This window comes from Lentilactobacillus hilgardii (assembly GCF_009832765.1).
Classification (GTDB): domain Bacteria; phylum Bacillota; class Bacilli; order Lactobacillales; family Lactobacillaceae; genus Lentilactobacillus; species Lentilactobacillus hilgardii.
Genome location: NZ_CP047121.1, coordinates 966,659 through 982,678 on the forward strand (window position 1 = coordinate 966,659; position 16,020 = coordinate 982,678).

A 16,020-nucleotide genomic window follows, 5' to 3' on the forward strand; every position below is an offset into this window, starting at 1 on the left:
GATAGAGAAATGGTATCTAGTGATGGAGCACCTCAATTTCGTTGCGTTCACTAGATTGGAATTGTTGGTACTAATAGGGCATGGCATTCTGGCTTTGGATCATGAAGATGCTTGCTTTCTTAATTAATTTTATCGATTTGTAAGAATAGGGCTTCCTAGCTGTTCATATCTAGTTTAAAAGGTCTAATTGAGTAGTGTTGCACTTGAATTATAAATTGGGCTGAACAGTTTTCTTAACATTGATTGTTTACATGATGCTGCATTTATTAACCTACCATTTACAATTGTTTACTGATAATTAGATGAATGTTTACATAAGATAGATACAATTAAAAAAGTCTTCGAATTGAATTGCTTAACTTGACGAATTCAAATAAGGCAACAGCTGGCTGGATAAATGCTGGAGGTTGAAGTGTAATGACACTGATTTAAGCAGTTTAAGTATTACTTTGTGCGATCTTGTCGGTTTGAAGTTTTGCCTACACTATTGATAATTCTTCTGCGAATTGTTTCTTATAAACTTCGAACAAAATACATTAAGCGGGCAACAAAATAAAATCACTTAAAAATAGGAGAGATAAATTATGATTCAAGCAGTTGTATTTGATTGGGCGGGAACCACGATTGATTATGGCAGCCAGGCACCGATTATCGCTTTTAAGCAAGCATTTGCACATTTTGATATTCATATTCCAACCGCTGAAATTCGTCAGGATGTCGGTTTGGACAAGTTGACACACATCAAAAAAATGATGGCTAATCCGGCCATTCAGTCAAAGTGGGTGGCCAAGCATCCCAACATTGCCGTTGAAGATGCGATTACTCAAATTTATCAACAATTTCAACAGGATATTGTCGCTGTCTTGGCAGAGACGGCCCAGTTGAAGCCCGGTGTGAAGGAATTAGTTAATTATTTGGATGCGCAAAACATTCCCTATGCATCGACTACCGGCTATACACAATCGATGCTGGATCGGGTCCTGCCTTTGGCGGCAAAGCAAGGATACAATCCTAAAGCAAATGTGACTTCTGAGCAAACCGATGGCGTTGGGCGGCCCCAGGCAGATATGCTGCTTCACGCGATTGACCGGCTGGGTGTGCCCGATGCCAGGTCTGTCATTAAAGTCGGTGATACGGTTAACGACATTTTGGAAGGAAAGGCCTCCCATGCGATTTCGATTGGTGTCGTTGACGGGGGCAATCTGATCGGTTTATCCGAAGGGGAATTTGATGAACTGACCATTGCGGAACAAAATGAACTGAGAAATAAAGCGACTGATGAATTGGAAGCGGCCGGTGCCGACTATGTCATTAATGCGATTAATGATCTGATTAAGCTGATTCCAACGATCAACGTTGAAGAACAACATGTTGAACCTGAAGCACCGATCCTGCTTACACCGGGGCCCTTAACAACCAGTAAAACGGTGAAAGAACAAATGTTGGTTGATCATGGTACTTGGGATGACGAATATAAGGCAGACACTCAGGAAATTCGTTCTGAACTGTTAAAGGTTGCCAATGTGTCGGCTGACAACTATGCGGCTGTCCTGATGCAGGGAAGCGGGACCTTTGCCGTTGAAGCAACACTTGGCACAGCAGTTCCCAAACACGATGCGACGCTGATGATTGCGATCAATGGTGCTTATGGTCAACGAATGGCTCAGATTGCGGATTATCTTGATATCGATCATATTGATGTGACCTTTGGGGAAGATGAAGTCACAACGCTTGAAAAAATTTTGGATGCCCTGGCTGCTCATCCGGAAGTCACACACTTTGCGATCGTCCATTGTGAAACGACAACTGGCATTCTGAATTCAATTGAAGCGATTATTCCAAGAGTTCACGAGTTGGGAATCACGACAATCGTAGATGCCATGTCGAGTTTTGGCGGTGTCCCGATTAATGTGGAAGTACTTGGCATCGATTACTTGATCAGCAGTTCCAATAAGTGTATTCAGGGTGTCCCGGGATTTGGATTAGTCATTGCCAAACGGCGAACAATCGATCGAACCGCCGGAAATGCACGGTCGCTGTCTTTGGACCTGTACGAACAATATAAGTGTTTTGAAGAACATGACGGCAAGTGGCGCTTTACATCGCCGACCCACGTTGTTTATGCTTTCCAACAGGCATTAAGGGAGCTGGCCGCTGAAGGGGGTGTTTCCGCAAGAAATAAACGATATCGTCAAAACGAAAAGAAATTACGTCAGGGGATGCTGGCAATCGGCTATCAACCGGTTATTTCAGAAGAGGTGCAATCACCGATTATTACTTCCTTTAAGTATCCAAACAAAGACTTTGACTTCCGGGGATTCTATGAATATCTCAAGGAAAATGGGTTCATTATCTATCCCGGAAAAGTTTCGAATATTGATAGTTTCCGAATTGGCAACATCGGCCAGGTCTTTAGCGAAGACATGACCCGCTTATTAACTCTGATTAAGAAATACAGTGTGGTAAAAGTTTAATGTATCATCTCGGCAATGATATTTTTTACTAACCCGCAAGGCAAATAAAGACCCTCGGTTCGACTTTTAACCAAAAATCGAAGGGTCTAAAATTTTTGGGGTTGATACCGTAAGGTATCAATCTTTTTTTGCATATAAATAGGGCATCGCCCTACTATTGAATTAGCCAATAATTCAGATAGAAAGAAGTAAAAACGATGTCCCAAGACAAGCTTATCTTAAATTTAGTTGGTTTAAAAGACCCCCACATTCACTTCGAGGCTGATGCTAAAACCCAAACCGGGCTATATCACGGTCATCCGGCATTATTTATCAATGCTAAATTGCTTAAAAAGATTTCACAGTGTCCAAATTGCGGGTTTGCTGATTGCCTTGTAAAAGACGGTCATAAGACCGTTAATTTAAAATTATCCCCACAGAGATTCCACTTATTAATTCTCCGGTTAGCTAAGCAACGGTTTCTTTGTAAACACTGTGGTTCAATCATTACTTCGCAAACGGATGCTGTTAAGCCTAACTGCCAAATTTCCAAGAACGTTTGGCAATCAGTGGTGATGGACTTTCATGATAATATGGCAGCGACACTGATTGCTAAACAAAACGGGGTTTCTGCCAGTACCGTCAATCGAGCATATCCGCAAGCAGCGCAAATGATCAGTAATCGGTTTGTTCGCTTACCGAAACATCTCAGTTTTGATGAGTTTACCTCTTCGCACCAAAATCGGCGCATGCGGTTTATCTTTCAAGATGCCGATCATCATAATCGAGTCGTTATTCTGTATGGCCGCCGTAAGGCGTTCCTCAGGAGCTACTTCATGCAGTACTCACACAAAGAACGAGCTCGCGTTAAAACCATTTCTGTCGATCTAAACGCTGGCTACGTTCACCTAATCCCAGAGCTTTTCCCTAAAGCCAAAATTATAATTGACCGCTTCCACATCATTCAAATGACTCAAAGGTCCCTAAATGAGGTACGTTTGTCAGTCGCGAAAAAGCAACCTCATTCCTCGCGTGAATATCGGATGATTAAGAAATATTGGCGTTTATTCGACAAGCCCTTTGATAAGCTGGAAGCTAAACGACTCTATTATCGGACACCGTTAAAACGAGAGATGACTAGTCAACGAATTGTGACAGATGCCGTTGCCCTTAGCCCTAAATTTACCAGTGTTTACTTGGTTTATCAGGATATTTTAACGGCTGTTCAAAGACATGACCAGGATTTACTTGCCAAGACGATCTGTGACTATCGAAAACTCAATTGTTCAATGGATACCACTATTCGTAGCCTAAAACAAAACTTAAAAGCAGTTACCAATTCCTTGAAATATGCTTACTCCAATGGACCTCTTGAGGGAGTTAACCGCAAAATTAAAGCTATTGGTAGAACTGCTTACGGTTATCGGAATTTTGACCATTATCGAACTAGGATTCAAATGGAATTATTTGCTTAATTCAATTAATGCAAAAGAAAAAGCAAATCCTTTCGGATTTGCTATATAAGCTGATATCAACCTCAGTTGACAAAGAGCCAAATCGAATCGAGGGCTTTTTTATATTAATCATTCTCCTGATTGAAAAGTAAATGGGACGGGTAGGATTCTCCAGTATAGATTGTTTGAGTTGCTTTAATGCCGTCAATAGAATCTGCTCCGGCACGTGTGTTGCTGTTTGGAAAAACCAAATTTTCAGCGGCGCTGGCAATGTCCAACCTCAGACGATGACCGATCGGTAATTTGATAGAAGTCTTTTGGGTTTCGACAGTGAATTGATAAATGTTTCCCGGTGTCATTAAATCGGGTGTTGACAAGTCATTGCGAAATTTTGCGTTGAGGACACCGTCTGCAATGTTAACAGACTGACCGTTGGGCGTTACATCCGTCAGACGGACCACCCAATCTGTATCCACGGCTGAACTACTGGCGTAAAAGATTGCTTTGAACCAGCCGGTAATCGTCATTGGTGTTGTTAACGGACTGGTTGTAAAAGAAATCACATCGGATCGTTTTTCAACTTGTGTATAATCGTTTGGAAACTCCAACTCATTGGCGGAAACGTCAATTAAATGAGGTGTGGGGGTTGCTGGGTCGTAAACGTAACTGGATGATTCTGTTTTCTTTGACGGTTTCCAATCCAGCGTTTGTTTCTTGGCATTCAGGAACAATTTAGAAGGTTGTGGATTGACCGGAAAGCTGTCTGCCGTTCGCCATTTGTCGGTGTTAAGCGTGTAGTAGTCCAAAAGGGGCTCTTTTTCAATACCGTTTTTGACACCATTTAAGAAGTGATCAAACCAGCGGACATGCTGGAGATCGATATCGAATCGAAGCGCATGTTCTCCTAAATGATACGGTCCCAAATCATATTGGGCATTACCACTGTGCACCCAAGGTCCGAGGATCAGCTTTCGGGTACCGGCGGGGTAATGATTGGTTGCGCGGATAGCTTCGGTTGTCCCGACACCATTATCATCGAACCAGCCGCTTTGAATCAGGGCAGGAACGTGGATTTTATCAGAACGGGCTTTCCAATCCATATTTTCCATAAAAGTGTCTGCTGATTTGTGCGCCATAAATTTGCTGAAGCCGGGAATTTCATGTCCCAGTCCCTTAACCGGAATTTGAGAAAGTGGCCGGACTTTCATTAAGTCGTTCCAATCATTTCTCTGCATATTCGCCATGTTGAGTTTTTTTTCGGCTGTGGAGAAGAACCAGGCAAGGCTGCCTGAAATCGGGGCGCCGTTTTTATAAATGGTGTCATTAAATGGGCCGCCCGCTGTTACCATGCTGACAAGGGCCTTGAGGTGGGGTGTTGCCGAAGAGGCAGCCGCCCATTGAACGTATCCGCCATACGACCCCCCGATCATGCCGACATTACCGTTGGACCATGGTTGGTTGGCCAGCCAGTTGATCGTATCCCGACCATCATCACGCTCGTAGTACATCGGCAGCCATTCGCCCTGCGAGTCATTTCTACCACGGACATCTTGAATCACAAGAACGTACCCCCGCTGAACAAAACGTTGTTCGTCATCATAATACATTTCCCGACCGTAAGGCGTTCGTTCCAAAATGACGGGATGGGTTTTCTGGCCATCATCGGGGATGAAAACTTCTGTTGCAAGCTGGGTACCGTCGCTCATTTTGACCATCTGGGTAGTCTGACTGGCGATTGGGAATGGTTTTTGCATTAATAAGTGATTATCCTGCCACATCTTTAGGATAGTCAGGTTTTCATAACCTGGACGAATAAGAACAGCAATAATATTTCTCACAGCAATTTGGCAGCCGACCAATTTGCCATCGGACACGACGAGGTTGACAGCCGGTTTTTGACGGTGTTGAATCCATAGGTGCCCATCTTGCCTCTTTTGAAAGTGTTCACCGTTTTGGGTTCTCAACTTATTTCCTGAAAAATCCAAAGGTGTGAAGAGATATTTTTCAAAAAAGTGTTGTGGTGAAGTGTGTAGTTTGGACTGGTAGCGTTTATCCAGTTCTTTGGTTAAAACCGATCTGGGCTGTTGAAAACTCTCAACTTCGATTGTTTTGTCCTGTACATAGAACGTGGCTTGTTTAATACCTGATTGATAGAAATCAAATTGCAATGGTCATCATGCCTCCTATTTCCAATAAGCTGTTGCGTAAGTGAATGGTGCGCCGACCATGTGGTGAGTTACCCCTGCCAACTTGGGTTGTTGAAGGATTGAATAAACTTGCTGGTTAAGCGGTACCATGACCTGCTGATCCTTAACAATCAGTTTCTCTGCTGCGTGGAAGTCGGCAAAACGTTTAGCGGGATTATTGACATCTTTACCATTGGCAGCGTTAATCAGTTGATCGTATTTTGGATTATCATAACCAGCTGCCCTGCCCGGGGTGTTGGTATAATTGGCAAGGTAGGTTGTTGGATCTTGGAAGTCCGGCCCCCATTGAGCAAGGACCATTTGATATTTACCTTGAGCAACCAGGCCTAATTCCTGCTGTTGGGGGAGAACACGGATTGAGACTTTCAGTCCGGGGAGATTCTTTTCCAGTTCAGACTGTAGAAACTCTCCGGTTGATTTTTGCCAATCCTCATCATCAATGAGTAGTTGGAGGGTGAGGGATTTTTGACCGAGTTGTTTTTGAGCTTGTTTCCACTGTGAAGCAGCTTTGGCTTTATCCGCTACGTAAAGTTTGCCGCCTTCTTGTCTAAAATCTTTACCGGTAGCTGAATTTTTAACAAATTTCGGTGGGATATAACCGCTTAATGGTGAAGAACCGTCTTGGAGAATCTTGCTGGCAAGCTGTTTGGTATCAATTGAATTTGCGATTGCCTGCCTCAAAGCTTTATTTTGAAATGGTAATTTGGCTTTTTTCCGCATATTAAACTGTAAGTAGGTAATCATCGAATTTGGAATTGTTTTAAATCCGGCCCGATTTTTATTATTCTTCACTAAATTATTTGTTAGGAAAGTCATGTCCAGTTTATTAGCTTGATATTGGTTCAAACCCGTTGTCGAGCTTTTAACAACTTGGAAATTCAGTTTGTCCAGCTTGGCTTTAACAGGTCCTCGATACTTAGTGTTCTTGGTAAGTGAGAGTGTGTTTGCACCCAGTGAATAGGAAGAAACCTTGAATGGACCATTATAAATCATCTTACTTGGTGAAGTGGCATACTGGCTGCCAACCTTTTCAACAAAAGCTTTGTTTTGTGGAAAATAAGGATTGAAAGTCAATAATGATTTAAAGTAAGGCGTTGGTTTTTGCAAAGTAGCCTGAAGTTTATATTTTCCGAGCGCTTTAACACCTAATTTACTGGGACTCATCTTTCCGGTAGCAATTTGGGTACCGTTTTTCAAAATGGTTTGAATGATAAACGCATAGTTGCTCTTGGTTTTGGGGTTGGCACCTCGTTGCCATGCGTAGACAAAGTCGTCGGCGGTGACAGATTTTCCATTGGACCATTTAGCATTGTGACGCAGGCTGATGGTGTATGTTTTGTTGCCATTGGATAATTTTGGCATGCCTTTTGCAATATCGTCAACAACCTCATCCTTGCTGTTCATGCGATATAATCCGCTAAAAACGGCGGCTTGGACGTCAAAACTATTGGGATCCTGTGCTTTTAAGGTATCCATCGAGGCTACTTCGGTATTGAGACCGAAACTAGCGCTCTTCTTGTCCTGTGATGACTTGCTTTGCTTACCACAGGCTGCTAATAAGACTGTACTCGCGACAGCGACTGTTAGAAAAATTTTTCGTTTATTCATGATATGTACACCCCTCAGTGTCAGATTAAAAGTTAACGTTAATGCCCAATCCTGGTTTATCGCTCAACTGTAGTCGATCCTGTTCCTGTGTAAATCCTTTGTCCAGTAACCATTTTGGCTGTTTAAACATCATAAAACTGTCCAGGTCGCAATAGGCCACATTTGAATGTGCTGCTGCAAAATGGACCGCGGCGCAGATACCGATGCTGGTTTCGGCCATGCAGCCGATCATGCAGTTTAAACCGGCGGCCTCAGCAATCTTATTAATTCCTTCAGCGCCAAAAATGCCCTTGGACTTCATTAATTTGATGTTGACCAGGTCAGCTTCACCATTTTTTATGACGGTCATTGCGTCACTTGGTGAATGAACGCTTTCATCCAGCATGAGATTTTGACTGATTGATTGACGAATCAGCTTGTTTTGTTCATGTTGCCAATAGGGTAAGGGTTGTTCTACTGCATGTAAATTAGTGCCCTTGAATTTTTCCATTATGGCGATTGTTTGTTTTGCTGTCCAGCCCTGGTTGGCATCCACTTTAATTTCGGTTGTCGGAGTAACCGTATTTAGAATGGCTTGAATGGCTTGTTCATCGGCATGAGGATCAATACCGGCCTTAACTTTCAGTTGTGAGAAGCCACTAGAAACGTATTGCTGTGCTTCAGTTGCCATTTGTTTGGGGGCATCAATTGAGATCGTGATGTCTGTTTTAATTGAATTTGAAGCACCACCGAGTAATTGATAAACGGGTAGTCCCGTATCCTTACCCAAAACATCATATAGAGCAATATCAATGCCGGCTTTAAGTGCCGTATGCCCAAGAATGGCTTCTGCCATTAAACCGTGGTTTTTTTCAATATTTCTTGGATCTTTGCCACGCAATGAATCAACAATTAATGGTAACGCTGCCAATTCACTGTCGATACTTTCACCGGTAACCGGCTCAAACGGACAGGCTTCGCCATAACCGAAGATCTCCGTATCGGTCGAAATTTTGATGATTAATGTTTCGACGTCGGTAATTTCGCCAAAAGTGACTTTAATTGGTTTTGTCAACTTAACTTTCACTTTGTGAGCGATGATATCAGTGATTTCCATGAGAAAAATAAGCTCCTTTCAAATTATCTTAATTGAACTCTAATCATAACTAATTTTTAAAAAAGTTGCAATCAAATATGTGCTTGATAAGGTAAGAAGCGCTTGTTCTAAACGCGGGTTGGATAATATAAGCAAGTCATATCGGCGAAAGATTATAAAACATACATATATGTTGTAAATGCAAAGCGAGTTGATTAATCGACTATTTAACTTTCGTTTGGATTAGGAGATAATAGAGATGTAATCGCTTACGATGTCATGCTCATTTTGTAACAATCGGGAATAAAACGATTAATCTAACATGTTTTTAAAAAAGAGAGGTCTTATTGATGAATCAGACAATCGATACAAATAAACAAAGCAACTGGGCAGCCACTTACGATGTCATCGTGATTGGATTTGGTGCTGCAGGTGCGACTGCCGCCAGATTTGCGGCGGATAACGGTGCTAAAGTGCTATTGACGGATGCGGCACCCGAAGGTCATGAAGGCGGTAATACCCGATATGCCGGTCAAGTGGTTTTAACCGGATATGATTTTGATAAAATGAAGCAATATTTTAAGCAATTATTCGGACCGATTAAAATAGACGAGAAAATGCTTGATACCTATGTTCATGGATTGACCACAATTCCGGATTATTTCAAACGTTATTTGGAAATCAAGAATCCGGTGTCTTACAACAAGGTTCATCGTGATCCGGATTTTGAAGCCTTTGCCAACGGCCTGTCACCGGAGTATCCGGAATTTGAAGGCTCGGAGACGGTTGATTTGACAACGGTTCACGATGGTTACTTTGATGCCTCGTTGTGGAAAACGTTGCGTGGCCAAGTAACCAAGCGTGAAAATCAAATTGATGTTTGGCTGGCATCACCTGCTAAGCATTTAATTCAAAGCCATGAAACAGGTGTGGTCGAAGGTGTTCAGATTCAGAGACATGATCAATTGGTTGATATCAAAGCCAATAATGGTGTCGTCATGGCAATGGGTGGTTTTGAGAATAACAACGATGATATTCAGAACTTTATCGGAGTTCCCAAACTGAAAGTGATCGGGACTTTATACAATAAGGGCGATGGCTTGAAGATGGCCCAGGAAGTTGGCGCCAAACTTTGGCACATGAAGTCCTTTGAAGGGTTTGGTTTTAATACCGGTTTCACATTTGAAAATACCGCCGAAGCCAGGGGAAAGTTTATTTTGAGCCCATGGCCGGATCTGTCGAACGGAAGTATCTTTGTGGCCGCCGACGATGGCAGTCGCTACGTTCGTGAAGATGAAAACGGCCGGCACGGACACGCGTTTGAACATGGCAGCTGGAAGAATCCGACTGTCTATTCCCATCCACATCTGATCTTTGATCGGGAACAATACAGACAGATCAAATCCCGTGGAAAGTTACCATATGATGATTTCTTTAAGATTACGGTCAAGGCTAATACAATTGAAGAGCTCGCCAGAAAAATTAAAGCAAATCCAAAGACACTGGTTCAAACTGTTGAACGATTCAATGTCTTTTCAGAAAACGGCGAAGATTTAACATTGAACCGTTCCGGTGACACGATGCGGGCTTTTGGTGACGGCCCGTACTACGCCACGCCTTTGGCAACTGCCATGCTCAACACGCAGGGCGGTGCCAAACGAAACGAGCAGGCACAGGTACTAGATGCGTTTGATCAGCCGATTCCGCATTTATACAGCGCCGGCGAGTTTGGCGGCATCAATGCCAATCAGTATAATGGCGGTGGCAATTTGGCAGAATGTCTGATCTTTGGCAAAATTGCCGGAGAAAATGCCGCTACTGTCAAGCATGATATTGAAGTTACGCCGGAATCCACATCCACAACCGTTGACCTTGGCGGTAACGATTTGTCGAGTGATCAGGCATTAAGCAATTATTCAGTTGGAAAAGATCAGTACCTTGGTGTCAGTGATGCCGGTATCGGCGGTCGGGTCATCGTTCGGGTCACCTATCGTGACGATCAGCTTAAGAATGTAGAGGTTCTGGAAGAATCCGAAAGTGAAGATGTCGGCCAAAAAGCAATGACAGAATTGCCAAAAGAAATGGTGACCCAAAATACTTACGACGTCGATGCCGTTTCCGGCGCATCATCTTCAAGTCGAGCATTGAAGAGTGCGGTTAGAAATGCCATTCAAAAAGCAACTCAACCAGCTAAAAACTCAGCTGACTGATTCGAAAACAACAAAGACAACATCAATTTTTAAGTGCCGATATGATGGCATTTATAAAGAAGATGTTGTTTTTTTGAAAATATAGATGAAAGCGCAGTCATCCATGATAAAATGAGGTTGAAAAACATTTAACATGGTAGGGGGTTCTTAAAATGGCAGTTGGAGAAGAGACTTATTGGCATGCATCATATGACGTGATCGTTTTGGGATTTGGTGGCGCAGGAGCAACCGCAGCCAGGTTTGCGGCGGATGCCGGCGCGCACGTATTATTGGTCGATTCAGCACCGGAAGGTCACGAGGGCGGCAATACCCGCTATTCAGCGCAGTTAATCGGTACGGGTGACAATTTCGATGACCTTAAAAAATACTATCAGGCATTGACCGCACCGATGCATCTGGATGAGGAGATGATTAATACCTACGTGACAGGGATGGTCAATACACCGAATTATGTTCAAAAATATTTGGGTGTGAAACCGTTCAGTTGGAAGCGTGAAAAGAAAGACGATACCGGTTTTGTAGATTCAATTGTCCGGGAATTTCCGGAATACGAAGGATCAAAGAGTTACGATTATACGACCGTTACCAGCGACTTCTTCGACGCAGCGCTCTGGCGCAATTTGCGTGAACAGGTGATGAAACGTTTGGACCATATCGATGTTTTATTTGAAACACCTGCTAAAAAGCTGATCCAAGATCCCGAGTCAAAAGTCATAAAAGGCGTTGTCATCCAGCGACAGCAGCACGACCTCAACGTACAAGCCAAGAACGGTGTTGTTTTAGCAACCGGTGGTTTTGAGAACAATCAAAAAGATGTTGAGGATTATTTAGGCGCTTCCAAATTGGCACCGCTCGGCACGCTTTATAACAAGGGTGACGGCATTAAAATGGGCCGGGAAGTCGGTGCCGATATGTGGCACATGGCTAATTACGAATCACTCGGGCTGTTGCACGGCATGGCGTTTGCGGTTAAACCGGGTGAACGCGGGCGGCTTATGATTGGCAAACAAAACGATTTGGTCAGTCACGGAAGCGTCTTTGTCATTGGTGACGATGGTTCCAGGTACTTTAATGAGGCGGAAATGAATCGGCACGGTCACCTGTATAATCATGGTCAGTGGAAGGTACCGTTGAATCAGGATCATCCCTATTTGATTTTTGATAGGCATCAGAAAAAACGATTGGATAAGGACCAGATCATCGGTAGTTACGCGCCATACAAAGAAAATGTAATCAAGGCTGATTCAATTGATGATTTAGCGAAGAAGCTGAGTGTTTCGGCTAAAATCCTTCATCGAACGTTCAAGCGCTTCAACAAGGCAGCCGATAAAGGAAAGGATCCTGAATTTCACCGGGCAGCGAGGACAATGGCCGAATTTGCCAAACCGCCTTACTACGCAGTGCCACTGGTGCAAACCATGTTGAATACACAGGGTGGTCCAAGGCGTAATGTGAAAGCGGAGGTTGTTGACACAAACGGTTTGCCGATCCCTCATTTATATAGTGCCGGTGAACTCGGCGGTATTTGCGCCAACCAATATCAAGGTGGCGGCAATTTGGCAGAATGTCTGATCTTTGGCAAAATTGCCGGGGAAAATGCCGCAAAACCCAAGGATGACACAAAGAACGTTGAGCCAAACCAAGAACCGGATACGATGACATCAGCTTCCCAGTCAACAGACACAACGTTGGCAAGTGATTTAACGAATGATGAAGAAAATGAAACCTTTACAACCACTGATCATCAATTTATTGGCGAAAACGATGACGGTATTGGCGGAGAAGTGGTTGTCAGAATCACGCTTGACGATGATCATCAGTTGACCAACGTTGAAGTTTTGAAACAAAGTGAAAGTGAAGATGTTGGTTTGAAAGCCATGACCGATCTGCCAAAAGAGATGGTCAAGAAGCATACGGCTGATGTTGATGGTATTTCAGGTGCTTCAGCTTCAAGTAATGCGTTGAAAGCTGCCGTGAAAGACGCTTTAGAAAAAGCAAAGCAGGGAAATTAGATGAAAAATCATTCAAAGTCAAAAGACTCTGGATGATTTTTTTACGGAACTATAGGTTTCAATTAATTCTCGTAGATGTGGTTTAACCGTCCACCATCGTTCCAACTCCCAATCATTTTATGATTTTGACAGGCGTTAGCAAATTTTGTTAGACGTGAACGAAATAGTTCTGGGTGACTTTCTTTTATTTGAATAGTGTCTACTCTTACCCGTTGATAAAGAGGTGGACAAGAACAGAAAAAATGCCATGCACCGGGTCGTCTTTTTAAGGCTCGTTTAATTTTAGGATTAATCGAGAAGTGTGCCGGATCCATATCCGGGAGTTCTTTTTGACCAGACGGAGTCATTCTTCCCAGCTCTTCCATACGGATACATCGAGCTTTATTTAATTCAGACCAAGAACTGTTAGGCCTTCGAGGAACAAAGCGTTGAGCAGCTGGTTTGCCTGGCTCAATAACCTTATAGGTACTATCAATCCATCCAAAACACATCGCTTCTTCGACTGCATCAACATACCAGAAGTGGTCATTATTCTTTGGAATGCCCCTTTTGACATTGACCCAGCATTCTTTAGCGGTATCGTGGTTTGAGCTTAACCATATGCGAAATTCATTACGATTTTTGACAGATAAATAGTTTTGTGGCGTTTTAGTCGTCATGGTAACCCCTTCAATTTATTAATTTGCATGATTGACGCAACATTTTGTCAATAAGCTAAGTTACTTCTAGTTTATATCTAAAAAGATAAAAAAAGTTTTTTTCAGAAAAAAACTGATGTCAGAAGATATTACGTGTATAATACGCAGTAAGGGAACCCAAATCAAATATTTAGGTATTCCGAATTAATGACTTTTCAGGGGGCTTTTGATGAAGACAGTTGATGATATTCGTAAATTGGCAAAGGATGAAAAAATTGATTATTTGAGGATGACGTTTTCGGATCTAAACGGTGTGCTAAAAAACGTTGAGATTCCGGTCAGTTTACTGGACACCGCTTTGAATAACAAGATTAAAATTGACGGGTCCTCGATCACTGGATTCTTGCCAATTCAAAACTCTGATATGTATTTGTATCCGGATTTGGATACTTGGACCATCTATCCATGGATCACGACGGGTGGTAACACGGCTTCACTCATTTGTGATGTTTACAATCGTGACGGAACGCCGTTTGCCGGTGATCCACGACTTGCACTAAAACAATTGGATGCATCATTATCTGACATCGGTTGTGGACATTTGAACGTTGGTGCCGAGATGGAATACTTCCTATTCAAAACCGACGAGAATGGCCATTTAACGACTGAGTTAAATGATCAGGCCTCCTATTTTGATGTGTATCCGAGCGATGCCGGCGAAGCGTGTCGACGTGATACGGTCAATACGTTAAAGAAAATGGGCTTTTCAATTGAAGCAAACCATCATGAAGTCGCACCCGGACAATGTGAAATTGACTTTCGGTTTGACGATGCGGTTCACACAGCTGATCGCATTCAGTTGCTGAAGCTGGCTACCAAGGCAATCGCGGTTAAACACGGATTACGTGCAACATTTATGCCAAAGCCGCTTGCCGGAATGAACGGGTCGGGCATGCATTTGAATACCTCACTGTTTGATGGCGATCACAACTTGTTTGATGATCCAAAGGCTGATCACGGCTTATCTGCCCTTGCAACAAATTACCTCGCCGGCATTTTGACTCATGCGAGAGCCTTTACAGCCATTACTAACCCAACCATTAATAGCTATAAGCGTTTGGTTCCGGGGTACGAAGCACCAACCTATGTTGCGTGGGCTATCGCAAACCGAACGGCGTTGGTACGGGTACCGGATGGCAGGGGCCCCGCAACCCGGTTTGAATTGCGAAGCGGTGATCCGTCCGCAAATCCTTATCTGGCAATTGCTTCCGTTTTATCGGCCGGACTGGATGGCATCAAAAACAAATTAACACCCCCAAAGAATGTGGAGGACAATATTTATAATATGTCTGCAGAGCAGCGAACGTCTCAACAAATCATTCAGCTACCCGGTTCATTACCCAAGGCATTGACGACTTTAAAAAATGATCAGACACTTGCCCAAACGTTGGGCATCATTGTACCGAAGTATTTGGAGATTAAGCATAAGGAACTGGCTAGTTTCCAGATGAGTGTCACGGATTGGGAAAAAGAGACCTATTTTAATGTTTAAATTTGGCAATTAAAATAAAAGAGCTGCCGTTCAGCCAATCACTTGAATTGACTAAATGACAGCTCTTTTAACATGGAAAAGCAGCTGATGATCCGATGGTGGATAAAAATGGGTGCGATAATCAGCGGAAATGTTTTATAATCGACGTTAAAGACAAACATAAGCGAAGGTGAAAGAATATGTCAGAACAGCTCATCTACATGTTTCATGGTTATACATCATTTGCACACGATCACTGGTTTCCCTGGCTTGAAAAGCAGGTAGAGGATCAGCTTGACATACCGTTTAAAAAGCTCAATTTTCCCGACTCCAATCATCCCAACGAGGCTGCTTGGGATCTCTATTGCGATCAAGCAATTGACGCCAGGGATGGGATTACCTTGGTCGGACATAGCTTGGGCTGCATTCAGGTCCTTCATTATCTGGCGCAACATGATATCAAGCATGTCAATGTCTTATTGGTTTCCGGCTTTGATGAACCGATTTGGACATTACCGGAGCTGGATGCATTCACGCAACACCCAGTCGATTATACCGATATTCTTCCAAAGATTGCGCATGTCACGGTTATTTCCGCGATTAACGACAACAGTGTCCCATATCCTTACACCTTAACGATGGCTCGGCATCTACATTCAAAGTTTGTCTTAATGCCGTCCGGACATCATTTTACCGATGAAGGAAAAGATAAGAAGCTGCCGATTGTATTTGATGAGTTGAAAGCCATGCTGAAAAACGACTAGCAGGAATAGCTAATGACGATTTTTAAGCAACACGAAAATCTAAAATAACCTTAAAAAGCCACGGTGCT

Annotated in this window: 10 protein-coding genes and 1 pseudogene; 7 read left to right on the forward strand and 4 right to left on the reverse strand. The window is 43.1% G+C overall.

What is annotated here, in order from left to right:
- Positions 1-584: 584 nt before the first annotated feature.
- From phnX to GQR93_RS04390, 3 genes and pseudogenes are all read left to right on the forward strand, one after another.
- Positions 585-1,331: pseudogene (phnX, locus tag GQR93_RS15415) on the forward strand (phosphonoacetaldehyde hydrolase); the annotation flags it as partial.
- A 57-nt stretch (positions 1,332-1,388) separates the two neighbouring features.
- Positions 1,389-2,474, forward strand: coding sequence for a 2-aminoethylphosphonate--pyruvate transaminase (phnW, locus tag GQR93_RS15420; protein ID WP_035444614.1), 1,086 nt, complete (start codon positions 1,389-1,391; stop codon positions 2,472-2,474).
- Positions 2,475-2,671: 197 nt separating this feature from the next.
- A complete protein-coding gene (locus GQR93_RS04390; protein WP_003555416.1) occupies positions 2,672-3,928 on the forward strand; it encodes an ISL3 family transposase in 1,257 nt (418 codons plus the stop codon).
- 104 nt (positions 3,929-4,032) lie between these two features.
- Here GQR93_RS04390 and GQR93_RS04395 read toward each other — a convergent pair whose 3' ends face one another.
- From GQR93_RS04395 to GQR93_RS04405, 3 genes are read right to left on the reverse strand one after another with little or no spacing between them, the layout of a single operon-like run.
- Positions 4,033-6,075, reverse strand: coding sequence for a CocE/NonD family hydrolase (locus tag GQR93_RS04395; protein WP_003552685.1), 2,043 nt, complete (start codon positions 6,073-6,075; stop codon positions 4,033-4,035).
- 15 nt (positions 6,076-6,090) lie between these two features.
- Positions 6,091-7,722: a peptide ABC transporter substrate-binding protein gene (locus GQR93_RS04400; RefSeq protein ID WP_003552687.1), complete on the reverse strand. Its 1,632-nt coding sequence runs from the start codon at positions 7,720-7,722 to the stop codon at positions 6,091-6,093.
- Positions 7,723-7,747: 25 nt separating this feature from the next.
- A complete protein-coding gene (locus GQR93_RS04405; protein ID WP_003552689.1) occupies positions 7,748-8,818 on the reverse strand; it encodes a mandelate racemase/muconate lactonizing enzyme family protein in 1,071 nt (356 codons plus the stop codon).
- Between the two features lie 329 nt (positions 8,819-9,147).
- On the opposite strand from GQR93_RS04405, the gene GQR93_RS04410 reads away from it, so the two are divergent.
- Together GQR93_RS04410 and GQR93_RS04415 are read left to right on the forward strand one after the other, a co-directional pair.
- Positions 9,148-11,007 (forward strand): FAD-binding protein, encoded by a 1,860-nt coding sequence (locus GQR93_RS04410; protein WP_003552691.1) that lies wholly within the window; start codon positions 9,148-9,150, stop codon positions 11,005-11,007.
- A gap of 152 nt (positions 11,008-11,159) precedes the next feature.
- Positions 11,160-13,019 carry an FAD-binding protein gene (locus tag GQR93_RS04415; RefSeq protein WP_003552693.1) on the forward strand — a complete coding sequence of 620 codons (1,860 nt, stop codon included), beginning with the start codon at positions 11,160-11,162 and terminating at the stop codon, positions 13,017-13,019.
- A gap of 62 nt (positions 13,020-13,081) precedes the next feature.
- Here the strand turns inward: GQR93_RS04415 and GQR93_RS04420 are convergent, their stop codons facing one another.
- Complete coding sequence (locus GQR93_RS04420; protein WP_003552695.1) at positions 13,082-13,678, reverse strand: YdeI/OmpD-associated family protein; 597 nt, start codon at positions 13,676-13,678, stop codon at positions 13,082-13,084.
- Positions 13,679-13,886: 208 nt separating this feature from the next.
- On the opposite strand from GQR93_RS04420, the gene glnA reads away from it, so the two are divergent.
- Together glnA and GQR93_RS04430 are read left to right on the forward strand one after the other, a co-directional pair.
- A complete protein-coding gene (gene glnA, locus GQR93_RS04425) occupies positions 13,887-15,209 on the forward strand; it encodes a type I glutamate--ammonia ligase (protein WP_003552697.1) in 1,323 nt (440 codons plus the stop codon).
- A gap of 179 nt (positions 15,210-15,388) precedes the next feature.
- A complete protein-coding gene (locus GQR93_RS04430; RefSeq protein WP_003552701.1) occupies positions 15,389-15,952 on the forward strand; it encodes an RBBP9/YdeN family alpha/beta hydrolase in 564 nt (187 codons plus the stop codon).
- Positions 15,953-16,020: the final 68 nt, after the last annotated feature.